23 protein-coding genes are annotated in these 25,370 nt (G+C 44.0%); 12 read left to right on the top strand and 11 right to left on the bottom strand.

Annotated elements, in window-relative coordinates; translation table 11 throughout:
* Positions 1–311: 311 nt before the first annotated feature.
* Entirely contained in the window at positions 312–1,610 is a 1,299-nt protein-coding gene (tyrS, locus tag Q4486_RS13990) for a tyrosine--tRNA ligase (RefSeq protein ID WP_303419328.1), read from the bottom strand.
* A 207-nt stretch (positions 1,611–1,817) separates the two neighbouring features.
* On the opposite strand from tyrS, the gene Q4486_RS13985 reads away from it, so the two are divergent.
* Positions 1,818–3,185, top strand: coding sequence for an OapA family protein (locus Q4486_RS13985; protein WP_303519841.1), 1,368 nt, complete (start codon positions 1,818–1,820; stop codon positions 3,183–3,185).
* A 5-nt stretch (positions 3,186–3,190) separates the two neighbouring features.
* Complete coding sequence (locus Q4486_RS13980) at positions 3,191–4,297, top strand: anhydro-N-acetylmuramic acid kinase (RefSeq protein WP_303519840.1); 1,107 nt, start codon at positions 3,191–3,193, stop codon at positions 4,295–4,297.
* A gap of 9 nt (positions 4,298–4,306) precedes the next feature.
* On the opposite strand, the gene Q4486_RS13975 is transcribed toward Q4486_RS13980, so the two are convergent.
* From Q4486_RS13975 to Q4486_RS13950, 6 genes are all read right to left on the bottom strand, one after another.
* Positions 4,307–4,759 carry a DsrE family protein gene (locus tag Q4486_RS13975; RefSeq protein ID WP_303419319.1) on the bottom strand — a complete coding sequence of 151 codons (453 nt, stop codon included), beginning with the start codon at positions 4,757–4,759 and terminating at the stop codon, positions 4,307–4,309.
* 93 nt (positions 4,760–4,852) lie between these two features.
* Positions 4,853–5,209 carry an iron-sulfur cluster insertion protein ErpA gene (gene erpA / locus Q4486_RS13970; RefSeq protein ID WP_303419317.1) on the bottom strand — a complete coding sequence of 119 codons (357 nt, stop codon included), beginning with the start codon at positions 5,207–5,209 and terminating at the stop codon, positions 4,853–4,855.
* Between the two features lie 162 nt (positions 5,210–5,371).
* Positions 5,372–6,406, bottom strand: coding sequence for an N-acetyl-gamma-glutamyl-phosphate reductase (gene argC, locus Q4486_RS13965; RefSeq protein ID WP_303519839.1), 1,035 nt, complete (start codon positions 6,404–6,406; stop codon positions 5,372–5,374).
* 320 nt (positions 6,407–6,726) lie between these two features.
* The gene (locus tag Q4486_RS13960) at positions 6,727–7,155 is read right to left on the bottom strand and encodes an Rrf2 family transcriptional regulator (RefSeq protein ID WP_067868064.1); all 429 of its coding nucleotides are present in this window, start codon (positions 7,153–7,155) and stop codon (positions 6,727–6,729) included.
* A 154-nt stretch (positions 7,156–7,309) separates the two neighbouring features.
* A complete protein-coding gene (gene hmpA / locus Q4486_RS13955) occupies positions 7,310–8,515 on the bottom strand; it encodes an NO-inducible flavohemoprotein (RefSeq protein ID WP_303519838.1) in 1,206 nt (401 codons plus the stop codon).
* 76 nt (positions 8,516–8,591) lie between these two features.
* Positions 8,592–8,975: a hemerythrin domain-containing protein gene (locus Q4486_RS13950; protein ID WP_303519836.1), complete on the bottom strand. Its 384-nt coding sequence runs from the start codon at positions 8,973–8,975 to the stop codon at positions 8,592–8,594.
* 592 nt (positions 8,976–9,567) lie between these two features.
* On the opposite strand from Q4486_RS13950, the gene Q4486_RS13945 reads away from it, so the two are divergent.
* The 4 genes from Q4486_RS13945 to Q4486_RS13930 are packed head-to-tail and all read left to right on the top strand — an operon-like array spanning position 9,568 to position 13,821.
* On the top strand, positions 9,568–11,271 hold the full coding sequence (locus Q4486_RS13945) for a chloride channel protein (RefSeq protein WP_303519834.1): 1,704 nt from the start codon (positions 9,568–9,570) through the stop codon (positions 11,269–11,271).
* Positions 11,272–11,291: 20 nt separating this feature from the next.
* A complete protein-coding gene (thiE, locus tag Q4486_RS13940) occupies positions 11,292–11,921 on the top strand; it encodes a thiamine phosphate synthase (protein ID WP_303519833.1) in 630 nt (209 codons plus the stop codon).
* A gap of 20 nt (positions 11,922–11,941) precedes the next feature.
* Positions 11,942–13,225, top strand: coding sequence for a glutamate-1-semialdehyde 2,1-aminomutase (hemL, locus tag Q4486_RS13935; protein WP_303519831.1), 1,284 nt, complete (start codon positions 11,942–11,944; stop codon positions 13,223–13,225).
* A complete protein-coding gene (locus tag Q4486_RS13930) occupies positions 13,222–13,821 on the top strand; it encodes a hypothetical protein (RefSeq protein ID WP_303519829.1) in 600 nt (199 codons plus the stop codon). The genes hemL and Q4486_RS13930 overlap by 4 nt, the downstream gene beginning before the upstream one ends.
* A gap of 82 nt (positions 13,822–13,903) precedes the next feature.
* Here the strand turns inward: Q4486_RS13930 and Q4486_RS13925 are convergent, their stop codons facing one another.
* Positions 13,904–14,512, bottom strand: coding sequence for a M48 family metallopeptidase (locus Q4486_RS13925; protein ID WP_303419285.1), 609 nt, complete (start codon positions 14,510–14,512; stop codon positions 13,904–13,906).
* Positions 14,500–16,830, bottom strand: coding sequence for a penicillin-binding protein 1B (gene mrcB / locus Q4486_RS13920; protein WP_303419283.1), 2,331 nt, complete (start codon positions 16,828–16,830; stop codon positions 14,500–14,502). The genes Q4486_RS13925 and mrcB overlap by 13 nt, the downstream gene beginning before the upstream one ends.
* 76 nt (positions 16,831–16,906) lie before the next feature.
* Here mrcB and Q4486_RS13915 point away from each other — a divergent pair, with 76 nt between their 5' ends.
* Together Q4486_RS13915 and Q4486_RS13910 are read left to right on the top strand one after the other, a co-directional pair.
* Positions 16,907–18,442, top strand: a complete 1,536-nt coding sequence (locus Q4486_RS13915; RefSeq protein WP_303419282.1) for a bifunctional aminoglycoside phosphotransferase/ATP-binding protein — start codon at positions 16,907–16,909, stop codon at positions 18,440–18,442.
* Positions 18,442–18,759, top strand: a complete 318-nt coding sequence (locus tag Q4486_RS13910; protein WP_067868094.1) for a Rieske (2Fe-2S) protein — start codon at positions 18,442–18,444, stop codon at positions 18,757–18,759. The genes Q4486_RS13915 and Q4486_RS13910 overlap by 1 nt, the downstream gene beginning before the upstream one ends.
* Before the next feature lie 8 nt (positions 18,760–18,767).
* On the opposite strand, the gene sfsA is transcribed toward Q4486_RS13910, so the two are convergent.
* A complete protein-coding gene (sfsA, locus tag Q4486_RS13905) occupies positions 18,768–19,469 on the bottom strand; it encodes a DNA/RNA nuclease SfsA (RefSeq protein ID WP_303519827.1) in 702 nt (233 codons plus the stop codon).
* Positions 19,466–20,632, bottom strand: coding sequence for a pyridoxal phosphate-dependent aminotransferase (locus tag Q4486_RS13900; protein WP_303419278.1), 1,167 nt, complete (start codon positions 20,630–20,632; stop codon positions 19,466–19,468). The genes sfsA and Q4486_RS13900 overlap by 4 nt, the downstream gene beginning before the upstream one ends.
* Positions 20,633–20,910: 278 nt before the next feature.
* Between Q4486_RS13900 and dksA the strand changes: the two genes are divergently transcribed.
* Genes dksA through Q4486_RS13880 form a run of 4 tightly spaced genes read left to right on the top strand, consistent with a single transcriptional unit; the run spans position 20,911 to position 25,369 of the window.
* Positions 20,911–21,339, top strand: a complete 429-nt coding sequence (dksA, locus tag Q4486_RS13895) for an RNA polymerase-binding protein DksA (protein WP_303419275.1) — start codon at positions 20,911–20,913, stop codon at positions 21,337–21,339.
* Between the two features lie 45 nt (positions 21,340–21,384).
* Positions 21,385–22,269: a tRNA glutamyl-Q(34) synthetase GluQRS gene (gene gluQRS / locus Q4486_RS13890; RefSeq protein WP_303519826.1), complete on the top strand. Its 885-nt coding sequence runs from the start codon at positions 21,385–21,387 to the stop codon at positions 22,267–22,269.
* A gap of 3 nt (positions 22,270–22,272) precedes the next feature.
* Positions 22,273–22,443, top strand: coding sequence for a hypothetical protein (locus Q4486_RS13885; RefSeq protein ID WP_156473713.1), 171 nt, complete (start codon positions 22,273–22,275; stop codon positions 22,441–22,443).
* A complete protein-coding gene (locus Q4486_RS13880) occupies positions 22,436–25,369 on the top strand; it encodes an ATP-binding protein (RefSeq protein ID WP_303419268.1) in 2,934 nt (977 codons plus the stop codon). Before Q4486_RS13885 ends, Q4486_RS13880 begins: the two co-directional genes overlap by 8 nt.
* The last annotated feature ends 1 nt before the right edge of the window (position 25,370 follow it).

Raw genomic sequence — 25,370 nt, 5'->3', positions numbered from 1 at the left:
AAAACTTTCAAACTAACATCAACAAAACCAAAGGTTTTCAAGGAGTTAATTCAACCTTTACTTAGGTCAGTCAGCGCTGCTTTGCAGGCCTCCCTTAGCAAGGACGGCGAATTATAGACACTTCCCAAACAAGGTCAACAGGCAAAACTAAAAAACTGCAAAATAAAGGCAAAAAAACGACATTAAGCGGAAATCGGGGCAAAATTGGTTATTTAGCGATCAAATCAAAGCATTACTCATCCCCAGACACAAAAAAGCCGCTCTATATTGAGCGGCTTTTCCTTATATTCTGAATAATCGGGGCTTAACGCTTACACCAATTCGAATAGATGATGCTTTTTCTTACCCAGTTTCACTAAAAAGTATTTATCAAAAAGCGCCTTTTCAGCAGCAAACATACCCGCAGCATTCATATTATCTTCCATACCATGAGCCGTACCATTAACAACAACCGCATTTCGCTGTAAAGCATCTTTTACCTGCTTACCTGAAGGCGCCATGCCAGCATCCGCCAAAATTGCCGTAACAGGCTGATCAGAAACTGCTGCTATATCCAATACAGATGAAGGAAGACCATCCTGAGCTAGCTGAGCATAATCCTGCTCGCTTAAGGTGGATGTATCACCTGAGAACAGCGCCTCAGTTATACGTTTGGCCGCGACAAGCCCCTCTTCACCATGAACTAGACGCGTCACCTCTTCCGCTAAGACTCTCTGCCCATCTGGGCGACCCTCGCGCGCTTCGTCCTCTTTTTCTATCTGCTCAATTTGACTAACCGATAAAAAGGTAAAGTAGCGAAGGAAACGGTATACATCAGCATCCGCCGTCTGCAACCAAAACTGGTAGAACGCATAAGGTGATGTTTTGGATGAATCAAGCCAAATAGTACCTGACTCGGTTTTACCAAATTTAGTACCATCTGATTTTGTAATTAAAGGTAAGGTTAAACCAAACACCTGATTGCCGTTCATTCGGCGTGTCAATTCAGTACCGCCAGTAATATTCCCCCACTGATCCGACCCACCAATCTGCAAGCTACAACCATGGGACTGGTTAAGCTGCTGGAAATCATAGGACTGAAGAATCATATAAGTAAACTCGGTAAACGAGATACCCTCACCTTCACGATCAATACGCTGCTTAACTGATTCTTTTGCAATCATCTGATTGACAGAAAAATGCTTACCTATATCACGCAGAAAGGTAAGGATATCGATGTTTTGCGTCCAATCTAAGTTATTAACAACCTCGGCACTATTGCTACCTGAATCGAAATCGATAAAAGCACTCACTTGCGCTCTGATCTTTTCAACCCAGTTCGCCACGGTTGAATCATCATTTAACTTCCGCTCTTGCGCCTTAAAGCTTGGATCACCAATAAGGCCTGTCGCCCCACCCACAAGCGCTAACGGTTTATGTCCATACTCTTGAAAACGCTTGAGCGTTAATAGAGGTACCAAACTACCTATATGCAAGCTATCAGCAGTCGGATCAAAACCACAATAAAGCGTCACACTACCCTCAGATAGATGTTTTTCCAGCTCATCTTCGCTGGTCATCTGCGCAACCAAACCGCGCGCCTTTAGATCTTGTAATAGTGTTTCACTCATTGTTTTTGCTTAACCTTAAAGGTGGATATTAAAAAATAAGGAGGCTATTTTAACGGCAGCGAGCAAGCAAACAAATAGCTATAGACAATTATTTTTACTGGTTTAATTCAGCTAGGCTTAAGTTTTGACCGAAAAAGCCGACATTCTGTAATGAGAATGGCATAATACAGCGTTTATCTAATCAGACACCAACCAAAGGGGACTAGGGTGCCATATCGTTTGAAACAGTTACAAAAACAACTTCCTACGGTTCACCTAGTTGCGGTCAGTGCCTGTGTTTTTATTTTAGGTCTTACCTTAATGCTGCTTCCATCAGAAAAAGTTGAAGCTACGCGTGGCAGTATTCCGACAACACCACTGAGCATTGAAACAACAGCACCCAGCGCAACTCAACTTCCTGATACAAATAACACCCAAGACGATACAGAAACAATCGAATCGCCAGCCATACATCCCCCCATTGAGGAAAACTGGGTTGATTACACTATTGGCAGTGGCGACAATCTTACCTCGATGTTCAAAAAGGCTGGCTTAACTGCTCGTGACGTATATAACGTTGCCTCCGCAGCAAAAGACTCTAAATCATTCACTCGCTTATTCCCTGGTCAAACCTTATCTTTTGTTATAAAGGAAGGTGAACTACATAAACTTCGCCACCGGGAATCAGAGCTTAAGCATACACTTCTCACGAAAACACCTACAGGGTTCAATGTTGATATTATTGAACGTAAACCCGATATTGAGCACAAATATACTGCCGGTACTATTCAGGACTCTTTATTTCTAGCAGGCGAAGAAGCAGGGTTATCCAGCAAAAAGATTATGGAACTTGCCAGCATCTTCGGCTGGGATGTTGATTTTGTACTTGATATCAGAAAAGGTGATAGTTTTAGCTTAATTTACGAAGAGAAGTTTTTAGACGGAAAGAAAATAGGCGAAGGGCCTATTATTGCCGCTCAATTTATAAATAGAGGTAGCAAATTCACTGCGCTACGCTATACCAATTCAGAAGGCGATAGCAGTTATTTTACTCCTGAAGGCTACAGCATGCGCAAAGCATTTCTTAGAGCCCCTGTCGGCTTTGCTCGCATCAGCTCTAAGTTTAGCTTAAACAGAAAACACCCCGTACTTAATCGCATAAGAGCCCACAAAGGTGTTGATTATGCTGCGCGCACAGGGACACCTATAAAAGCGGCGGGCGATGGAAAAATAATATTCCGAGGGAAAAAAGGCGGTTTCGGCAATGTGGTTATTGTTCAACATGGCAGCAATATAACGACACTTTATGCACATATGAGCAAGTTTAAAGGTGGGCAAAAAACAGGAACTCGCATTAAGCAAGGACAGGTCATCGGTTTCGTTGGCCAAACAGGGTTAGCAAGCGGCCCTCACCTTCATTACGAATTTCGCGTTAATGGTGTCCATAAAAACCCATTAACCGTTAAGCTCCCGCAAGCACTCCCAATAGCTGAGAACGAACGTCCGACCTTTAAATCAACAGCTAGCGCCTTGCTTGCCCAGCTTGAAACTTATCAAGCAACAACATTGGCAGCCCTTGATACGCAAAAACAGTAACGATTATGGGTACTCCTGATATCTACATTGGCCTTATGTCAGGAACGAGCTTAGACGGCATTGATGTTGCTGCGGTTAGCTTCAACCCTAAATTGCAACTCATTGCCACTCACTCAGAAGCAATCCCTGAGCGACTTAAACAAAAGATCTTGCAGCTAACCCAACCCGGCGATAATGAAATCGATCTTATGGGCCTAGTTGATATTGAACTGGGCCAACTATTCGCCAAAGCGGCCAACTCACTTATCCGCAACCAAGGCTTAGATAAAAAGCAGATCCGCGCAATAGGTAGTCACGGTCAAACCATAAGACACCGCCCTGAGTTTAATTACACACTACAGATAGGTGATGCAAATATCATCGCTGAAAATACAGGCATTACCACCGTCAGTGATTTCAGGCGCAGAGATATGGCCGCTGGCGGCCAAGGTGCTCCCTTAGTTCCAGCTTTTCATGACCAGATTTTCCGAACAGCTAATCGCGACCGAATCCTGCTTAACATTGGCGGAATGGCAAATTTAACGTATCTACCAGCAATAGCCACAGAAGATGTACTCGGCTTTGATACAGGCCCTGGCAATGTACTAATGGATGCTTGGATCACACAAGCTAAGGACTGCCCTTACGATAAGAATGGCGCATGGGCGCAGACTGGAAACTGTGATGAAAAATTGCTCAACGACCTGTTACAGCTACCTTATTTTCACGAAAAGCCACCCAAAAGCACAGGACGAGAGCAGTTTCATCTAAGCTGGCTAAGTCACAAATTGAAACCTTACTCAACAGCAGCCGCAGATGTACAAGCCACTCTATTAGATCTGACGGCAAGAACAGTAACGGATTCGATCAACAAGTATATTCCCAGCAAAACATTTGAATTATTAGTCTGTGGCGGCGGAAGCAGAAACAAAGCCCTTATGAATCGCTTACAAGAATTACTCCCCCACAACAAAGTCTACACGACGGATGATGCAGGAATCGATGCTGATTGGATGGAAGCGGCAGCTTTTGCTTGGCTTGCCAAGCAATGTATGGAAAGTAACTCAGGAAATAAACCCAGTGTCACTGGCGCAAAAGGAGAGCGAATTTTAGGTGCAATCTATCAAATTTAGCTCGACCAACTAAAAATAGATGTAGCCTTCGCGACGAAGCCGCTCTTTTTCTGCAGGCCCTAGTGGCACGGTATCAACAAAATCTGGAAGCTCGGAACGATCCACATTATTCATTCTCATCCAACTTTCGCAAACGCGAATATCAATAACATGCTTCTTCTCAAGCCGCTCAGCTAAATCTAGTAACTCTTTATATTGCTCCATATTACGATTCCGGAACGCGTGAGCCTCATCACCATGCAAGACAAAAACAATAGGCTCATATGCATTCAAATTATCGACATCATCCGCAAGCATACTTGCCCGCTGAAAAAGCATCTCAACTTCACTTGGGGAATTTGTTTTTATTAGCGCTAGATAATGCGGATTCGCAACCTCAGGAGCCACAGGAGATTGCGGCAGCGAATCAGCCGAACAAAAGCTAGAGACCAGAAAAAGCAAGCTCGTAAATAAAAGGCGCATATACTCTCCTTAAGGGATAATTATCTCTTATATCAGAGCAGAAGGGATATGAATAGGCTATGAATCAATCATCCATAGCCCTAATGATCAGGATCAAATAGAGAAGGAGGAACCGCAACCACAAGTTGTTGTTGCATTTGGATTATTAATAACGAACTGTGATCCCTGCAAACCCTCTTTAAAGTCCACTTCTGCGCCCGCTAAGTACTGGAAGCTCATAGGGTCAACAACCATAGTTACGCCATCGCGCTCAACGATTGTATCATCTTCCGCAGCCTGCTCATCAAAGGTAAAACCGTAAGAGAAACCAGCACAACCACCACCTGTGATAAACACACGTAGTTTCAAGTTATCGTTTTCCTCTTCATCAATTAGAGATTGTACTTTTGCAGCCGCAGCCTCAGTAAACAACATAGGAGACTCTAGGCTTGGATCGACAGTTTCTATCATAGATACTTCTTCTAGGTACTTTTTAGGTACTTTTAGGTACTTAGTATATGAGCACAGGGACTATTTCGGTATTTGATTCAGCACATATACCGATCTTTTAATATACACCCTACCCACAGGTAGAGTGTAATTATCACCTTAACCAACCAATTTAGTCAAGTATTAAGGCATTAAGCCGACAACATTTAGTCCTGAAGCCTCATTAATACCGAACATAATATTCATATTCTGAATCGCCTGACCTGCAGCACCTTTTACTAAGTTATCGATAACCGAAAGCACGACCACAGTATCGTCATTCTGTGGGCGATGAATACTAATACGACACATATTGCCGCCTTTAACACTCCGCGTTTGGGGATGGCTACCAGCAGGCATCACATCAACAAACGGCTCATCGGCGTAACGCTCTTCAAACAAACGCTGTAGATCATGCTCAACCGGATCTTTTAAAACTCCGTAGCAGGTAGAGTGAATACCCCGAATCATCGGTGTTAAATGGGGGACAAAGGTCAGATTCACCGGTCTTTCAGTCACTAGCGCCAAGCCTTGCTTAATTTCAGGTAGATGACGGTGCCCATGAACACCATAGGCCATCATACTTTCACTAGCTTCACACATAAGCATGCCGACTTTGGCTCCGCGCCCGCCACCGCTCACACCGGATTTACAATCAGCAATAAGACGACGATGATCAATAAGCTTATTCTCCAGTAGCGGCAGAAAAGCAAGCTGCGTTGCTGTCGGATAACAGCCTGGACAGGCTATTAATTTAGCCTCTTTGATTTGCTCCCGATTCACTTCAGGTAAACCATAAACAGCCAGCTCAGCCATCTCTGGAGACGTATGCTCCATACCATACCATTGAGACCAAACATCAAGATCTTTAATACGGAAATCTGCACCTAAATCGATAACTTTGACACCATTATCTATAAGCTCTGCTGCCATCTTCATGGCAACCCCGTGAGGAGTAGCAAAAAACACGACATCACATGCACTTAACGTTTTAACATCAGGCACTGAGAACTTAAGGTCATAAATACCTCGGAGATTAGGATACATGTCAGCTATGCTAATTCCCTCTTCAGATCGAGAAGTGATTACCTCAACCACAGCTTCGGGATGATTTGCCAACAACCGTAGTAATTCTACGCCTGTATACCCTGTGCCACCGACAATACCTACCTTAATCACAATAACCTCTCATCGAGTTTAAAAAACGATTGTATATATTACTACAAAGCTATAATTCAATAACTACTAAATCGATAATTTGAAATAGATTCCCGCAGGAATACTTACAGAAACAAAGATTACCGATGAAATACGCACCAAATCAAATGAAGCGACATAATTTTTTATATATGCCAAATTGCACCTAACCAGAATCTAAAAAATTATCTTTACAGAGAATGACTTAAGGGAAAAAGATGGGGAACGAGTATCGTCTAACAAACACAGGAGAGAAAAATTCAACAGCTATGCATCTTACAATCAAGGAGCTTTCAGCCCGCTCAGCTCACAAGCAGCAACGGAATCAGCTCATTTTTATTTGCCGTTAAATCCTCCAACGTATATTTCCGCATGGTATCCGTAAAAGCCTTCATCCCTTCAACTAACGCTTTTTTCAACTCGCAACAGGGAAGCAGCTGACAGTCAGTTGACAGGCAGTCCACACCATCTAGGTGGTTTTCCAGCTGCTCTATAACCTCGCCAATATTAATCATCTCTGGAGAAGCCCCTAATCGGATTCCACCATTTTTACCACGAATCGTTTGCACATAACCTAGCTTTGCCAACTGCCCGATCACTTTAACCATATGACTCTGAGATACCTGATAAACAGCGGATACTTCCGCCACACTGCTTAATCGCTTCTCCTCTAGGCTGGCAAGATAAATCAAGGTTCGCAAACCAAAGTCGGTAAAAGCGCTTAATCTCATAGACACTCCTGAAGCGATTAATATCTCTAATAAATAAAACGGGATATACGCAACTATACCCCGTTTAATTGTCACGCAATAGCAGAAGTGCTCATAATATCCATATCAAAAAATCGCTGTAGGTTTTAACGCCTCTCAATCTTTATCTATGAAATTAGTTAAGACTTTCACTTGGCCCGAACACCTCATAATGAAGTCGATTATCATCGATTTTCTGCGCCTTTAATTGACGATAAATTACTTTCATAAAGGGCAGAGGCCCACAAAAATAATACTCAGCATCAATCGGACAGCAACGCTCAATCCAATCAGACGTAATATAACCCTGACTATCGTAATCAACCCCCTCTTGGGCCCCCGAAACATCCTCATAAAAAGTGAGTGCCGTTAATCCAGGAACGTCCCGTTTCAATTTCGCTATATGCTGCCCAAACGCATGGGTATGGCGATTACGGGTTCCATGCAGCCAAACAATGTCCCGCGCATCCTGATTCTTCACCAGCTCATTTAGCATGCTTAGCATCGGCGTAATACCAACGCCACCACTCAGCAAAACAACAGGCCGGCTATTGTCTTTCAAAAACAGATCACCCCCTGGCATATGAATAGCTAAATGGCTACCTATCTCAAGCTGCGTATGCAGGTAGTTAGACACCCGCCCTTCTGGTATCTCAGCCGTCGGCGCTGGTTCCCGCTTAACGGATATACGATATTCATCAGGGGAGTAGCTGTCAGAAAGACTATATTGACGAATCTCTTCATGCTCCCACTCTGAGTTAACTATCTTAACGCTGAGAAATTGCCCAGCACGATAAGAAGGGAGCGGTTCACCATCTACTGGTTTCAGGTAGATTGAACGAATCTCGTCACTTTCCTCAACTATATTACTCACACTAAATGCCTTAAACCCAATCCAGCCTTCAGCTTCAGCATTTGCATAAAGTTGCTGCTCCCGCCCGATCAAAATCTTCGCTAACTGCTGATAAGCCTCCTCCCAAGCCTTTAATACACTCTCAGTAGCCACTTCTTTACCAAGCACATCTCGAATCGCTTTAAGCAGATTTCGTCCGACGATCTCATATTGAGCAGGGGAAATATCAAGACTAAAATGTTTAGTCGCAATTTTTTCGACCGTCCCGCCTAATGCCCCAAGATTATCAATATTCGCAGCATAGCCTAATATAGCCGCCGCTAAGGTTGATTGCTGACGCCCACTGGCCTGACTGGCCATATTAAAAACATGCTGCAGTTCTGGATTTTCTGCAAATAGCAGCTCATAAAAATGCTTTGTAATAGCTTCACCTGATGCCTGAATAACAGGCACAGTCGATTTTACAATGGTCATTGTTTCAGTTTGCATAATCACCCTTACTGATCTATAAAATTTGAGGTTTTATTTCATTTAGATAGAAATAGAGGAGCACTAAAATTAAATGTTAACCCTCTCTATTTCGACATAGTCTGGCGTAATGAACGCTTTCCAAACACGGAAACAGTTCCCGTTCTTCAAAACGTATATGATCGGTCAGCAGCATCGCAAAGGTCTTCAGCTGCTTAACATTATCGGCGTGCATCAGTGTTCGTAATTGTCGATGTTCATCATAAAAACGGGCCAACAATGGCTCATTAACATCCTGAACTAAGCACTCTTCCTCTTCGAAGTGACGATTAAGATCAGCAAGCACGACTGTTTTCACTTCGCACCAATAATCCAGCATCGCTTTAGCCTCTTGATCAGAAAACGCTAACAGCCGTTTTGCATGAACCAATGCCATATGATGCTCTCGACTTAAAGGCTTAAGAATTTCTGATCTTTTCACAACCTAGCTCCACCCCAAAACACAAAAACCATAACATTTATTTGAAATACATGTTATTTATATATAATATTCATGTCAAATGAATATTATAAGGAAGTGCACTATGGTCATCTGGTCTACAGGGGAAATTTTTGTCTTTTTTGCAGTAATAGGAATGATTGTTTTTAAACTTTGGAGCGTATGGCACGTATCACTTAAGGCAGGAGCGAATAGAGAAGGACGCGTTATTTTTTTAGGCTTAATAACGGGCCTAACACTTTTTGGAATAACAGCAAAAATTTATATTTCCCATGTTTTGAGTTAAATCCATAAGACAGACACTTCAATAAACAAACACCTTATACTCTTTATCTGTCAGTTGAGGCATACGAAAGCCTTGGAATAAGCAGTCCAATTAAAGAGATTGTCACGCCTTAATCCCCTCCTTATTTAACATATACATACTATTTTGATGGCTATAATAGTTCCACATCAAAAAAACCACATCACAAGCACTTAGCGTTGATGTACTGTTAACGTATACTAAGATCTAGCCGCCAAGCCAAGGCCTCTCAATTAAGTAATAAATATAATGTTTCGAAACACATTTTCCATGAAGCAGTTTCGCCATCGTCTAGCATACGGTGAAGCGCTCCCACAAATGGTTATATTAGGTATCCTATGCGGTCTCATTTGCGGCTTAGTGTTAGGCTCATTCCGAACACTACTTGAAACGCCGTTAGAGCACCTATTACCTAATCAAGACAGTGAAAATTTTGAAGGCCTACCCACTTGGCTTCATTTTCTTCTGCCCATTATCGGCAGCCTAGTACTGATCGCTATTCTATCGAGAGTCACACCCCTCAATCGAAAGGTTGGTATTACTCACCTCCTTGAACGCATGGCTTACCATCAGGGCTATCTACCTATAACTAACGCAATAATACAGTTTTTTGTGGCAGCCCTCGCTTTACTATTTGGGCACTCAGTTGGTAAAGAGGGGCCGGCTATACATTTAGGTGCAGCCTGCGGAAGCCAGCTCGGCCAACGCCTGAACTTACCCAATAACACCTTAAGAATTTTAGTTGGATGTGGTTCTGCAGCGGGCATAGCCGCAACATTTAACACCCCCCTCGCAGGGGTTGTTTTTGCGATGGAGGTGGTACTTCTCGAGTACACGGTAATCGGCTTTATGCCGGTTATGGTCTCCGCAGCGACCGGTGCATTAGTCGTGCAGTTTATGTTTGGCAATGCTTGGGCACTTACCGTACCTACTATGCAGATAGAATCGTTGCAGGAGATACCTTATGTGGCGTTTCTTGGCGGTATCATTGGTTTACTCGCTGTAATTTTTATTGCGCTAATGAAAGCAGCAATGCAATGGTCTAATCATTCGACGTTTGGTTATAAATCTAGACTTCTGCTGGCAGGCGTACTCACAGGTAGCGTGGCTGTTTTCTATCCTCAAGTTATGGGGATGGGATATGACACTGTAACCTCCGCTCTACAGGGGGAGATAGGACTGGGTTTACTCTTTGGGATACTTATCGCTAAGTGTTTATTAACTCCCATCGTCTTGGGACTTGGCATGCCGGCAGGCTTAATCGGTCCCACCTTTTTTATTGGAGCTATAGCCGGTGGTTTATTAGGCATTTTAGGCAGCAGCGCAGTTAATCAAACCGTAGCTCATCCTGGTTTTTATGCCCTTCTAGGCATGGGGAGCATGATGGGAGCCGTCGCTAACGCGCCTATGGCCGCATTAGTTGCTATTTTAGAACTAACCGGCAATCCAAACATTATCTTTCCAGCGATGATATCAATTGTTGTCTCCAACCTTATTGCTAGATACGTATTCAAGATGCCCTCCATTTTTGTCATAAGTATGCATCTTCAAGGAATGGATTATCGCTACCGGCCTCTCACCCAAATGCTGAATTCTTCATCGGCACAAAGCTTGATGAATCGTAATTTTATTAATAGTGATCCAACCATCTCCACTCAAGGCGCGAGTAAAATACTCGAAAGCTCTCCAAGCTGGCTGCTAATAACAGAAGAGAGTAAGTATATACTACTCTCTCCTGGCGATTTGCATACGGCGGTACAACAAGCGTCATCATCAGAAGAGCTGATTGATTTACTTAGAATTCCTGCCCTTAGGCTTGATACGAGTATGATTGACAGCAAAGCCACACTGCAGCAAGCACTAGAGCAGATGACTAGAGATGGGGTCGAAGCTTTATGCATTGTGACAGATCGCAACGAGGTTCTTGGCCTTCTTACTCGCGATCAAATTGAAGCGTTTTATCGCGAAAACTAATTTTACCGGCAATATTATATATGCGAACAGCCTTATCCGGATTATACGGCATTACAGACTCTGTACTTATGCCTACACTTGATCAAATGTTGACCCAAGTTGAACTTAGTATTTTAGGTGGCGCCCACCTTATTCAGTATAGAGATAAATCCTCTGACCCTGTGAAAAGGCAGAATGAAGCGAGCGCGCTGAACAACTTATGCCAAAGCTATAACGTCGCACTCATCATTAATGATGATATTGAACTGGCATTAAGCACTGGCGCTGCGGGGGTTCATTTGGGACAAAGTGATGGTGAACTAAAAGATGCCAGAGATAGATTAGGCAATGACGCAATCATAGGAATAACCTGCCACGATTCACTCCCGCTTGCCGAAAAAGCTGAGCAACAAGGTGCTGATTATGTAGCGTTTGGCGCGTTCTTCCCATCCAAAACCAAACCTAACGCGAAACCTGCCCCACTCGAATTAATGCAACTAGCCAAGCAAAAACTTACCCTACCAGTAGTGGCGATTGGAGGCATTAGCGTGGATAATGCAAGCAAAATTATCGCTGCCGGTGCGGATATGGTTGCTGTGATTCACGCGCTTTATGCCCAGAACGACATAAAAGCAACCGCCCAACAATTCCACCAGCAATTTAATAACTGAATTTTAGAGAGTATAGACAGATGTCCCGTTCCGAAGAACTCTTTCAAGCCGCACAAATCCATATCCCTGGCGGAGTAAACTCTCCTGTACGCGCATTCAAAGGCGTCGGCGGCACACCAATTTTCTTTAAACGCGGTCAAGGCGCCTACCTGTTTGATGAAGATGACAATAAATATATAGATTATGTCGGTTCATGGGGGCCCATGATCTTAGGTCATTGTAATACAGCAGTAATCGATGCAGTCAAAGCCTCTTTAGATAACGGCCTTGGTTTCGGCGCGCCAACAGAGATCGAAATAGAGATGGCTGATAAAGTTTGCGACATCATGCCCTCTATGGATATGGTTCGTATGGTCAGCTCCGGAACAGAAGCAACGATGAGCGCAATTCGTCTCGCTCGCGGCTTCACAAAACGTGACAAAATCATCAAATTCGAAGGTTGCTATCATGGCCATTCAGATTCGCTATTAGTAAAAGCAGGCTCTGGCATGCTGACCTTAGGCGAACCCAGCTCTCCAGGCGTACCCGCTTCACTAGCCGAACACACAATCACCCTAACTTATAACGACATAGACAATGTCCGCAAAGCATTTGCAGACTGTGGTGATCAGATCGCTTGCATCATTGTTGAACCTGTTGCCGGTAACATGAACTGCATCCCTCCTTCTCCTGGATTTTTAGAAGGCTTGCGTGAAGTTTGTGATGAATATGGCACTGTACTTATTTTTGATGAAGTCATGACCGGTTTCCGCGTTGCTTTAGGCGGTGCTCAAGCGGTCTACAATATCAAACCTGATCTAACCACTTTAGGTAAAGTCATTGGCGGTGGTTTACCGGTCGGTGCCTTTGGTGGCAAAAAAGAGATCATGTCCCATATCGCACCTTTAGGCCCGGTCTACCAAGCAGGTACGCTATCCGGCAATCCTCTTGCGATGGCAGCAGGCTTAACTATGTTAAATGCCATTTCAGCTCCGGGCTTTTACGAACAGTTAAGCGCAAAGGTGGAACTTTTAACCGAAGGGTTAGAAGCCGTAGCGATGGCAAATGGCGTTCCATTCACGACTAGTCGTGTAGGGGGAATGTTTGGCCTATTCTTTACCGATCAAAAACAGGTGACAAGCTTCTCAGAAACAATGCTTTGTGATGCTGATAAGTTCTCTGCATTTTTCCACGGTATGTTGGAACAAGGGATTTACTTAGCGCCATCGGCATTTGAAGCGGGCTTTATTTCAGCGGCTCATACCCAAGAAGATATTGAGGCGACTATTGCTGCCGCTGATAAAGTATTTGCGACCCTCAAATGACAATTTTCTTCTTACTCATCGATCTGTTTTTATTTGTAGGCGCCCTGCTTCTGGCACGGCGCAGCTACAATATTAGTGAGCAAAAAGATCAACGCGCCTGCATGGTTCTTTGCCTAGCATCAGTGTTTATTGCTTGTTCTGCTGCTGGCTCACTACTTATATACCTGCCAGCACAAGAGATACAGACACTAAAGCTGATGTTGGACAACCTTGCATTCTTCGCGGGCATTCCCTTTATTGCCAGCGCATTTGTCGACCTTGCTTGGAATTTCAAGTGGTCAAAACCTGCGTGGGGACGCTGGCTGCTAGCATTATTCGCATTATTCGAAGTCACTCGACGGGCCGATTTCGGGGTGCAATATAGTCAAATAATGGTGGTATTAACGGTAATAGCGCTCTTTGTAAGTCTGTTAAAGACACCATCCCCATTAGCTCGCATACCCGGTATAACCGCAGCTATTTTCTTTGCCCTAAGCTTATTGCTATTCAGCCAAGGCTCTTTGATACCTTCTCTACAAAACAGTATTGGGAGTCATTTTTTCTTAGGTATCTCTTTATTTATGCTCTCCGCAACACTTCGAAAAAGCAAACTCTAGCAGTGGATAACTTCTGTTAGGACTGAGCATAAAAAAAGGGACGCATTGGCGTCCCTTTCTATAGTCATCAAGTATTCTTAATTTAGTAGCTAAAAGCCTTATTCTTCGCTTGCTTAGCCCCTGCACTATCGCCAATACCTGATCGAATATCAGCAATCAATAGCCATAAGCGACGCAACATAACTGCATCACCTATGGCCATATTAGTACCTTTAAGAGCCAATTGTTCTGCTTGAGACCACTGCCCCTCAAGCCGTCGAATATCGGCCCACTGATAATAAATCTCTGGATCTCGTGGTGCGATACGCTGGGCCCGCTCTAAACTACTTTCCGCGGCCTGCATCGAACCACTATTTTTCTGCTGATCGGCACTTTTCAATAAGGCTATCACAGCAGGATTTTGCGGCCTTGATGTCATTGGAGTAGGTACAGGCACAGATACTTGCTGCTCGGTTCTACTCTCACTAATAACAGCGGGTTTTACAATAACACCTGTTGATCCTGACTCTACTGGCTGAATAACACCACCTTGCTCGGTTCTATCCTCAACCGGCGGGCGATAGCCTCCTGTTCCACTTACACATCCAGCCAACCCTAATATAGCGAAGCTCACACACACAGCTTTAACAGCCGTACTCATACGTAATTTTCTTGTCTGAACTGCTGTCTGCAACATTGCTACCTGAACCATCTTTTAAACCAATCCAAAGATTCATTCTTTTGATTATCAGCACACACAGCATATTCTTGCGGAGCTGTACCTTTTATGAACGGTAATTGTCTCACACCTTCACACTGTTCGGCAGACAATAACCCTGTACTTTCTTCGATCCAATGATACTCAATACCTTCCGGTTGTACTGACATAAAGGAATGCGGTTGCTCTTTAACCATTAATTCGGTCCATACTTTTAACGCGCCACCAGAGCCCGTAAAAGGTAACTTACCGTTATTATCTAGTCCCAACCACACCACTGCCATACGGTCACCCGCAAAACCAGCAAACCAGCTATCACGTTGATCATTACTCGTGCCGGTTTTACCCGCCACATTTAAAGCCGCGGGTAAGCGGTTATAAACCGCTCGTCCTGTCCCTTCCCGCGTTACGGCTTGTAAAGCGTATTGGATCAAGTGCATATTCTCCGCTGACACCACTTGTTTTACATCAAAGGGGTAACGTGACAACTCCACACCTTCTGAATCCGTCACTAAACGTATCGCTCTCATCGGCGCTCTAAAGCCATTAGCTGCAATGGTTTGGTAGACCGTCGCAATCTCAAATGGACTCATTGATTCTGCGCCTAGTAGCAATGAAGGGTAAGGTTTAGGTTTGCGGCTAATGCCTAAACGCTGCAACATGTCGATAACACGGTCTAAACCTATCGCCATCCCTAATTGCGCTGTACTTTGATTGTAGGACTTTGCTAATGCGCGAAAATAAGGGACCTTGCCATGACTCACATGGTCAAAGTTCTGGGGCACCCAACTTTTACCATTTGGCAGCGGCACACTGACTGGTTGATCATCAAGTAAGGTTGCAAGCGTATAACCCTCCTCAAGCCCCGCCAAATAAACCGCAGGCTTAACTAATGATCCGATTGAACGCTGTGCATCAAGTGCCCGATTAAAACCTTGATAGCGAGCATTACGCCCCCCCACCAGCGCTAGCACCTCCCCTGTTTGTGGATCGGTTACAACCATGCCACCTTGAAGTTCTTTGACCGGTTTTCCGTAACGCTTCTGCAACGCAGTCACGGTTGTTGCTAATGCAGACTCACTATGTGCTTGTACGGTTGGATTAAGACTTGTGAAAACTCTTAACCCTTCTGAATTGAGAACTTCCTCAGGGTATTCCTCTCTCAACTGACGTTTAACTAGATCTAAATATGCAGGGTATGCCCCTTTATGTAAGCTGCGTTGTTTTACTATGCCTAACGGGCGTTTTTCTGCATCCAAGCGTTCCTTCATGCTAATAACATCTTGCTCTTGCAAGACCTTCAACACAAGATCCCGACGCGCCTTAGCTCTTTCTGGGTGGCGTCTCGGATCATAATAAGAAGGCCCTTTCACAAGACCGGCCAATAGAGCAACTTGATGAAGCTTAAGCTCATTAATAGGCTGCGCAAAATAGTACTGGCTCGCTAATCCAAAGCCATGAACCGCACGAGAACCCGCCTGACCTAAATAGACCTCATTAAGATATGCCTCAAGAATCTCATCTTTGCTGTAGTGCAGATCCAGTAACACAGCCATAGGAAGCTCCATCAACTTCCTTGCCAGCGTACGATCAGAGGTTAGATAGAAATTTTTAATCAACTGCTGTGTTAAGGTACTACCACCCTGAATAAAACGCCCCGCTTTGACATTCACCACCATAGCTCGGGCTATGCCTTTTAGTGAGATACCAAAATGGTTGTAATAATCTCTATCCTCTATTTGAATAAGAGCAGATAGCAAAGCCTCAGGCGCTTGATCTAACCGAATAAGGTCGCGATCTTCGTTATCTTTCGGATAAATACCGCCAATAAGAATAGGCTCTAAACGGCTTAGGGAGATATTTTTACCTCGATCATCTCTAATCGAGCTTAACTGCTTTCCACTAAAGTTAAGCATCAACCTTCTAGCAGGCTCATCACTATCCGGAAAGCTAAAACCACGCGTATAAACCCGCGCTCGACTTGATGCCCATTCAACCATACCCGGACGATCAGCCCGATTAACAAAACGATAGCCAAGCCCTTTTAATTCCTGCTTCAGCGCTTCTCGATCTAGTACCTGTCCCGCATAAAGTTCCAAGGGTCGCGCATAGACCTTTGCAGGTAATGCCCAGCGTTTACCTTCAAATTTATTTTTTACTTGGACGTCCAGATAAATCAATCCAATACCGCCTAGAACAAGGCCTAGCAGCGAAAGTTTTAATAATAAAAACAGTGTCTTTTTTAAGAAACTGCGAGGTTTTTTTGATGCTCTACCTCGACTTGATGATTTTGGTGCTCTCTTTTTTGCCATTCGCTAAGTATAATGCCTGTCCTTGGGGCTAGCGAAAAAGCAGCTAACCCGACCTAATAAATTATTTAGAACCTTTATGACGCTGTTAGATTCTCTACAAAAAGCGGATTTCTATCCTCATCCGGTTGATAAGATCGAGTTGATAGAAACCCATATCTCCTGGCTAATCTTAACGGGCAAGTATGCCTATAAGATTAAAAAGCCAGTGGACTTTGGTTTTCTGGATTTTACCACGCTCCTTAAGCGACAGCACTTTTGTGAGGAAGAACTGCGTCTTAACCAGCGCCTTGCACCAGATATCTATCAGCGGGTCATCGCTATTGGCGGCACTGAAGAGCAGCCGATCTTTGATATTGCAGACAACGACTCAGCTATCGAATACGCAGTACAGATGCATCAATTCGATACAGAACAACGCCTTGACCTACTTTTAGCAAACCAACGCTTTGAAGCCAGCTGGATTGACACACTGGCTGAACAAGTTGCCGAATTCCATAGTGTAGTCCCTATTGTCGCTCAAGATAGTCCTTGGGGGGAGCCCGATACTATTTGGGACGTTGTTGCCGATAACTTCACGCATATACTCGACACCTTAGAGCACACAACGAACTTAGATGATTGCGATAAAGTTCAACAATTATCAATGTACATTGCTCAGCGTTTCCGCAAGTTAACGCCACTCATGCAACAGCGGAAACTAGAAGGTCATGTACGAGAGTGTCATGGCGACCTTCACCTTTCCAATATCACACTTTATAACAACGAGCTGCGTCTATTTGATTGTATAGAGTTTAACTTGCAGTTTCGTTGGATAGATACAATCAGTGATATTGCTTTTCTACTGATGGACCTAGAAGCAAATGGCGAATTCCGTTGGGCTAACCGTTGCCTCAATAGATATTTAGAGATTAGTGGTGACTACCAAGCCCTACCGCTTTTGAATTTCTACAAAGCCTACCGTTCAATGGTGCGCGCCAAGGTTTCCGTATTAGGTGATATGCATGATATGAACAGCCTGCGACGATACCTCCGCCTTACCGATTATTATGTACATAAACCTAAACCCACCCTGTTTTTAATGCATGGAGTATCAGGTAGCGGAAAAAGTCATTTAAGTCAGCAGCTCGTTGATACTACAGATACCATTAGAATTCGATCCGATGTTGAGCGTAAACGCCTCTTTAGGGAACTGAGTTTAAAAGGCGAAAAACTCGAGCTTTATAGCCCTAAGATGAACGCTCATACTTTCAATTTACTGTTTGATACAAGCTCCAATCTACTGCATAACGGCTATTCCGTTATTGTTGATGCCACCTTTATTCGCCAGCGCACCCGACAGAGCTATATTGATCTCGCTAAAAAACGCGGTATTCCTATCAGAATCATTAGCTGTCAATGCGAACAAAAACTAATAGAAGCTCGCCTAAAACGCCGAGAAAGTGAAGGAAGTGATGCCTCAGACGCTGACATTTCGGTAATGCAAGAGCAAAAACAGCATGAGCAGCCATTAACACCTGAAGAAGAGAAGATCACCGTTATCGTTGAAACCGATGATGATGATGCAATCAACCGATTATTAGAGCAACTTAGAATCCAGGAAGTTATTTTTTAATGATCAAATTATGCTCCTATTCAGATATTCCCGAAGGGGATGCTAAAGGATTTGAGATCCAAGGCAAAAAGCTAGTCGCTTTAAATTATCGAAATGAGATCTACATATACGAAAACAGCTGCCCCCACCGCAGCATTCCATTGGAATGGCAGCCCGATCAGTTTTTAGATTATGAAAAAACCTTTATTCAATGTGCAACGCACGGGGCCTTATTTAAAATCGATACAGGCGAATGTATCGCAGGGCCTTGCGTGGAAGATCAACTTAATAAAATTGCATTTATCCGCCAAGGCGATGACATACTGATTGATCTTTAAGAGGGTATTTAAAGCACGACCGGTAATTCACGTACAAGACTAATCTGTGCTTCACTGATATCAGCACCATAGGCAATCACCTCAACTCCCGCCGCTTTAGCTTCTCGGAGCAAACGCCCATATTCAGGATCTATATGATCTGCAGGTCTGACACGCTCAATACCTGTATGGGGCACACAAAATAACATAACTGCACGATCCCCCTGCTCGACCATCGCCATCAGCTCACGTAGATGTTTCGCACCCCGCACCGTAACAGCATCAGGAAAACTACCTAGATTATCCTCTTCGAGCAGCGTGACATTCTTAACTTCAACCCAGACCCGTCCTTTTTCCTGATCTTCTAGCAATAGATCGATACGACTATTTTCCCCATATTTAACCTCTTGTCGTATGGACTCATAGCCTTGCAAGGTTTTAATCGTACCGTTCTCTATCGCCTCCTTAACCAGCTTATTCGCCCGTCCGGTATTGATACAGGCAAGGTATTGACCCTCAACCTCAACAAGCTCCCAACCAAGGGGATACTTTCGCTTTTCATTTTGGCTATCAAGCACCCAAACCCGACTACCTTCATCCGCGCAATTTTTCATTGAACCTGTGTTAGGGCAGTGAGCGGTAACCTCAGCCCCATTATCAAGCACTATATCTGCAAGAAACCGCTTATAACGTTTAACTAGTCGGCCTTGAATTAAATTATCTAGCTTCATAAACCTTTAATCCTTTTCTCTAAACGTTCAAGTGCCAGCTCTATTCGGTCCAAGCCCGTAGTGTACGAAAAACGTATATATTCATTACAGCGATGGCGGCCAAAATCTAATCCAGGGGTGGCAGCAATATGATTCTCTTCTAATAACGACCAACAGTAATCAAAGGTATTATTGGTTAGATGTTGCGCCCCCGCATAAACATAAAAGGCTCCTTCTGGCATAACAGGTATAGAAAAACCTAATTCCCTCAACCCTTTAACAAGCAGATTTCGACGTAATCTAAACTGATCTTTACGTTCTTCAAAAAGGGCAATAGTGTCAGGTTCAAATGCAGCTAATGCCGCATATTGGGAGATCGTATGGGGAGAGATCATTAAGTTTTGTGCGAGTTTTTCTAATTCTGGCGCTACATCAGCAGGAGCTACCAGCCAACCTAACCGCCACCCGGTCATACCAAAATATTTAGAGAAACTATTAATAACAAAAGCATCGGGATCAATCGCTAATACCGAAGGCGTATCCGCCTCGTAGGTCAAACCGTGATAAAGCTCATCCACTACAAGCGAACCATGTTGCCGCTTAACCTCGGCAGCGATAGCAACAAGCTCGTCATAAGGTACAACAGCCCCCGTTGGGTTCGCAGGAGAGGCGAGTAGCACACCTGCAGTTTCTGGTCGCCAATACTGTTTAACTAATTCCGCATTCAGTTGGAAATTCTGTTCCGCATCTACAGGTACAAGCTGAGACTTAGCTTCTAAGAAGCGTAAAAATTGGCGATTACAGGGATAACCTGGATCCGCCATCATAAAACTATCACCCGCATCAGTAAGCAATGAAAAAATCATCAACAACGCGCTGGACGCACCCGTCGTAACAATAATTCGCTCCGCTGAAATATCTAAATTATATTTATGCTGATACCACTGGCTGATCGCTTCACGTAACTCTGGAATACCCGCCGCAGGTGTATATTGGGTAAAGCCTTTATCGATCGCTGCTTTTGCGGCTTCAGCTATCGCAGGAGCGGTAGCGAAATCAGGTTCGCCGGCCTCCATATGCACTACATCAAATCCAGCCGCATCTAATTGCTTAGCTCTCTTTAAGAGATCCATTACTTTAAAGGTTTCGATCTCAGCAACACGCTTAGAAGGCTGAAAACTCATATTGATTCCTGATTCCACAACAAATAAGTTAAGTATACCTAGATTCAACAAAGTAATAATCAAAACAACGCCGCAAGCCTCTACTTTCAAGGGTTAAAGCAAAAACCAAGCCTAATTTATTACTCTTAGGTGTCTATTGAACAAATTTAGGGCTAGCACAACGGCAGCGCATCTGGTAATTTGCCTGCCTTTCATGCTAAATGCATTTCTTGCATTAATAACACGGGCAAGTGAAGTCATCCTAATGATGGCTTACGCAAAAGAGTGAGGCAGCGCTTATGCCAAACAAGAGCGAATCTTTCACACATTTTGATCCTTACCAGATTACTGAAGGTGAGGAGTACATGAATGAAAAGCACAAAGAGCACTTCCGCAACATTCTTGGGGCTTGGAAACAAGAACTCATGGAAGAGGTGGACAGCACTATTCACCATTTACGGGAAGAGCCATCCAACTTTGCAGACCCAAGTGACCGAGCCAGTCAGGAAGAGGAATTTAGCCTCGAACTTCGAACTCGTGACCGTGAACGCAAGTTGATTAAAAAAATCAATGAATCATTGGATCTTATCGATGAAGATGAATATGGGTACTGCGATGCTTGTGGCATTGAAATAGGTATCCGCCGTCTTGAAGCTCGTCCAACAGCGTCACTTTGCATCGATTGCAAAACGTTGGCTGAGATTAAAGAAAAACAACTCGGTCGCTAATCCGATATAGAGCCGGCCCAAGGCTGGCTCTTTAGGATAAACCTTGTGACCTATATCGGTCGATTTGCCCCATCCCCAACAGGGCCTCTTCATTTTGGCTCGCTAATCGCCGCGTTTGCCAGCTTCCTTGACGCTCGAGCTAACGGCGGCAAATGGCTACTTCGCATTGAAGATCTTGACCCGCCCCGCGAACAAACGGGTGCAAAAGAGCAATTCCCAAAAATTCTCGATGCTTTTGGCCTCTATTGGGATGAAGAACTAAGCTTTCAAAGTAAACGCCACCACTACTACCAAGATGCTCTAGATACTCTATTATCAGAACACTATGCCTACCGCTGCGATTGTTCACGGAAAGAGATTTTAGCGCGCAGTAACAGCTCAACATATGACCGTCACTGCTTGTTAAATCCCCCCAACAACGACGCACAATGTGCCATTCGTATTAAATGTAAAAACATCTCGATCAGTTTCAATGACCAAATCCAAGGCCCATACCTTAGCTCCCTAAGTCAGAGCGGTGATTTCGTTGTTTATCGGCGCGATAATCTATACGCTTATCTACTCGCAGTCGTTGTTGATGACTATCTACAAGGAGTGACTCACGTGGTTAGAGGCTCAGATCTACTCAATGAAACTCCGCGACAGATCCACCTACAACAACTACTCGATTATCCAACACCAGCCTATGCCCATATCCCTGTCGCGAGTAACACACAGGGCCAAAAGCTCAGTAAACAAACATTTGCACCCGCACTGAAGTTAGATAATATCGTTCCCTCCCTATTCAACGTGCTTGTATTTTTAGACCAACAACCACCGAGCGAATTACTCGATGCAAGTAGAGATGAAATTATTCGTTGGGGAATTGAAAACTGGGATCTAGAAAAGATTAGCCAAACGCTAGCCAAACCGGTCGATAGGAGCGAATAATTTATGTATTTTCATCGCTTACTTATCCTGTTAGTAATTATGCTTTATTTAGTGGTCCCTCTCGTTATTGATAGCTGGCAAAGCATGGATACACCTTGGTTTTTACCTTATATCATTTGGCTGGCGGTTATTGCCATCGCCTTCCTAATTGATAGGAAACGCTCCGATGTTTAGTTTGCCCTCCCTAATATTAATTGGCGTTGCCTACCTATTATTCCTCTTTGGGACCGCTTACCTAACTGAACGAGGAGCTCTACCCAAAAAGATCGTTCGCCATCCTCTAACCCATGTGCTTTCTATTGGTGTTTACGCCAGCGTCTGGACCTTCTACGGGGCATTCAGCCTAGCCAAGGAATCAGGCTATAACTTTTTTGGATCATATTTTGGCCCAGTACTGACATTCCTATTAGCACCTGCTTTGCTTATCCCGATCTTACGCATAACCCGTACTTATCAATTAAGCTCCCTACCCGACCTATTTGCTTTTAGGTTTAGAAGCGGGGCAATAGGCACTTTAACAGCACTCATCTCTGTATTCGCCACACTGCCCATGCTATCAATTCAGATACAAGCTGTTTCCGATACGTTGTATATACTGAATGATCAATTTAGCGCGAATCAGATCAGTATAGGATTCTGTTTTATTATCGCGCTATTTTCTATCCTCTTTGGGGCGAGACACGCTTCATTAAGAACCAATCACCACGGTTTGATGGTCGCGATGGCGGTTGAATCCGTCATTAAGCTAAGTGCTTTATTGGTCATAGCAGGCTTCGCCATTTTTGGCATTTTAGGCGGCATAGGAGGCACTGAGAGTTTCATCACAGATCACCCGGAGGTACTAGAACAACTAAAAACCCCCGTTAACAGTGAAGCTTGGCGCACGCTTATATTAGCCTTTTTTACCGCCACGATTGTAATGCCCCATACTTTTCATATGTTGTTTACCGAAAACGCCTCAGATGAAACACTCTACAAAGCCACTTGGGCCATGCCCCTTTTCCTACTTTTACTCGCTTGTTCAGTTCCCCCTATCATTTGGGCCGGACAATCCTTAAACGTCGGAGGTGATCCACAATTTATTATCCTAAATATAGGACTACTATTAGATTCTTCATGGTTAACCGTTCTAGCGTTTATCGGTGGGCTATCAGCAGCCAGCGGTATTATGATCGTTGCTACGGTAGCGCTTGCCTCTATGCTACAAAACCATGTGATCTTACCCCTTATACCAAAACCTAAAACACCTCGCTTTTACGCACGTCTACTTTGGCTTAGACGTATTCTAATCATGGCGATGATATTAGGTAGTTATCTGTTCTACCGTTTAATAGGTAACCACTTCGACCTCCATCAAATGGGGATTGTCGCTATAGTTGCCTTTCTACAATTTTTACCGGGGTTACTTGTTACCCTTTTTTGGCAGCACGCTAATCGCTGGGGATTACTATTAGGCTTGCTATCAGGCATGGGAATCTGGCTATTCAGCATGCTTATTCCCGTATTGAGTGCATCACCCGCAGAAACATTACCTTTCAATATTAACGATAGTAATTGGGATCATATTGCGATCCTTTCACTGTTAGTGAATACAGCGGTTATGAGCATTGTTTCGATTTTTACTCATCAATCGACGGAGGAATCCCAGGCCGCTCAAGCTTGTTTAATGAATGCACTCCAAAAAACAAATACAACCAACTTACGAGCCTCTCGTATCAGCGATTTTACGGAGATGCTAGCCTCTAGGCTGGGGCGAAAAGCAGCAGAAAGAGAAGTTCAGCAAGCCTTAGATAGTATGAATATCCACCCTGATAGTATTCGCCCTGTTGATCTACTTCGACTACGGGCCATGCTAGAAAACAACCTTTCTGGACTACTAGGCCCAGTAGAAGCCGCCGCTTTACTCGAACCTATTGACCGTCCGGCTGATCCTATGGGAGTTGGTTTCAAAGCCAGTAATGTGCACTTAATTGAAAATCAATTAGAAGACTATCAATTACAACTAACCGGCCTTGCCGCTGAACTTGACGAAATGCGACGCTACCACCGCCTGACCCTGCAAAAACTACCTATAGGGGTGTGCACTTTAGATACAGAAGGCCAGGTACTGTTTTGGAATCATGAGATGGAGCGTTTAACGCATATACGCAACGAAGAGGTGATCGGCAGCGCCCTAAGCAGTAACAGCAATCCTTGGAGCCAAGTGCTAGAACAGTTCGTCGATGCTCCCATTGCCCACCAGCTAGGGCAAAAACTTATTATTGACGGACACACGCACTGGTTTAGCCTGCATAAGTCGATTCTTAAGGAACGTAGAGATATCGGCATGGTTATCCTATTAGAAAATGATACAGATACAAAAAACATGCAGGACAAACTGGCCCACAATGAACGTTTAGCCTCCATTGGTCGCTTTGCGGCAGGGGTTGCCCACGAAATAGGTAATCCAGTGACCGGCATCGCCTGTTTAGCACAAAATCTTAAACTAGAAACAAAAAACCCATATATTTTAGAAACAGGCGACCAAATCGTTGATCAAACCAAACGTATTAGCCGAATAGTGCAATCATTGGTTCGATTTGCTCATGCCGGCAGACCGGAAGCTGATCGTGAACAATTGCCCGTCTCTCTCGCTCAATGCGCAGAAGAAGCGATACACCTCCTATCATTAGATAGCCACGGCAAGCATTTAAAATATATTAATCAGATCCCTAATAATTTAAGAATCATGGGTGATCCACAACAGATGCATCAAGTTTTTGTGAACTTATTACAGAACGCCAGCGATGCCTCAAAAAACCAAGACACTATATGGCTCGAAGCAGAAGAAACAAACGAAATTGTAATTTTGCGTGTAACCGATGAAGGCAGCGGTATAACAGCAGAATCTCAAGACCGGCTATTCGAACCCTTCTTTACAACAAAAGATCCAGGTCAAGGTACCGGCTTAGGACTATCATTAGTCTATAACATAATTGAAGAGCATTATGGTAGTATTGAGATACTAAGCCCGGCCAACAAAAAACAGAAGAAAGGCACTCAAGTGGCAATAACGCTCCCGCGTCTGAGATGGACAGAAGATCCTGACCGCGCGAGATAGT

It is taken from the genome of Neptuniibacter sp. 2_MG-2023, from assembly GCF_030547495.1.
GTDB lineage: Bacteria > Pseudomonadota > Gammaproteobacteria > Pseudomonadales > Balneatricaceae > Neptuniibacter.
This window is presented reverse-complemented; position numbering and strand designations above follow the sequence as displayed.

Bases quoted from the DNA above. Each gene is read 5' to 3' on its own strand.
- tyrS (WP_303419328.1), bottom strand. From the start codon at position 1,610: ATGAGTGAAACACTATTACAAGATCTAAAGGCGCGCGGTTTGGTTGCG.
- Q4486_RS13980 (WP_303519840.1), top strand. From the start codon at position 3,191: ATGGGTACTCCTGATATCTACATTGGCCTTATGTCAGGAACGAGCTTA.
- Q4486_RS13975 (WP_303419319.1), bottom strand. From the start codon at position 4,759: ATGCGCCTTTTATTTACGAGCTTGCTTTTTCTGGTCTCTAGCTTTTGT.
- erpA (WP_303419317.1), bottom strand. From the start codon at position 5,209: ATGATAGAAACTGTCGATCCAAGCCTAGAGTCTCCTATGTTGTTTACT.
- Q4486_RS13960 (WP_067868064.1), bottom strand. From the start codon at position 7,155: ATGAGATTAAGCGCTTTTACCGACTTTGGTTTGCGAACCTTGATTTAT.
- hmpA (WP_303519838.1), bottom strand. From the start codon at position 8,515: ATGCAAACTGAAACAATGACCATTGTAAAATCGACTGTGCCTGTTATT.
- Q4486_RS13945 (WP_303519834.1), top strand. From the start codon at position 9,568: ATGAAGCAGTTTCGCCATCGTCTAGCATACGGTGAAGCGCTCCCACAA.
- thiE (WP_303519833.1), top strand. From the start codon at position 11,292: ATGCGAACAGCCTTATCCGGATTATACGGCATTACAGACTCTGTACTT.
- hemL (WP_303519831.1), top strand. From the start codon at position 11,942: ATGTCCCGTTCCGAAGAACTCTTTCAAGCCGCACAAATCCATATCCCT.
- Q4486_RS13930 (WP_303519829.1), top strand. From the start codon at position 13,222: ATGACAATTTTCTTCTTACTCATCGATCTGTTTTTATTTGTAGGCGCC.
- Q4486_RS13925 (WP_303419285.1), bottom strand. From the start codon at position 14,512: ATGGTTCAGGTAGCAATGTTGCAGACAGCAGTTCAGACAAGAAAATTA.
- mrcB (WP_303419283.1), bottom strand. From the start codon at position 16,830: ATGGCAAAAAAGAGAGCACCAAAATCATCAAGTCGAGGTAGAGCATCA.
- Q4486_RS13915 (WP_303419282.1), top strand. From the start codon at position 16,907: ATGACGCTGTTAGATTCTCTACAAAAAGCGGATTTCTATCCTCATCCG.
- Q4486_RS13910 (WP_067868094.1), top strand. From the start codon at position 18,442: ATGATCAAATTATGCTCCTATTCAGATATTCCCGAAGGGGATGCTAAA.
- sfsA (WP_303519827.1), bottom strand. From the start codon at position 19,469: ATGAAGCTAGATAATTTAATTCAAGGCCGACTAGTTAAACGTTATAAG.
- Q4486_RS13900 (WP_303419278.1), bottom strand. From the start codon at position 20,632: ATGAGTTTTCAGCCTTCTAAGCGTGTTGCTGAGATCGAAACCTTTAAA.
- dksA (WP_303419275.1), top strand. From the start codon at position 20,911: ATGCCAAACAAGAGCGAATCTTTCACACATTTTGATCCTTACCAGATT.
- Q4486_RS13885 (WP_156473713.1), top strand. From the start codon at position 22,273: ATGTATTTTCATCGCTTACTTATCCTGTTAGTAATTATGCTTTATTTA.
- Q4486_RS13880 (WP_303419268.1), top strand. From the start codon at position 22,436: ATGTTTAGTTTGCCCTCCCTAATATTAATTGGCGTTGCCTACCTATTA.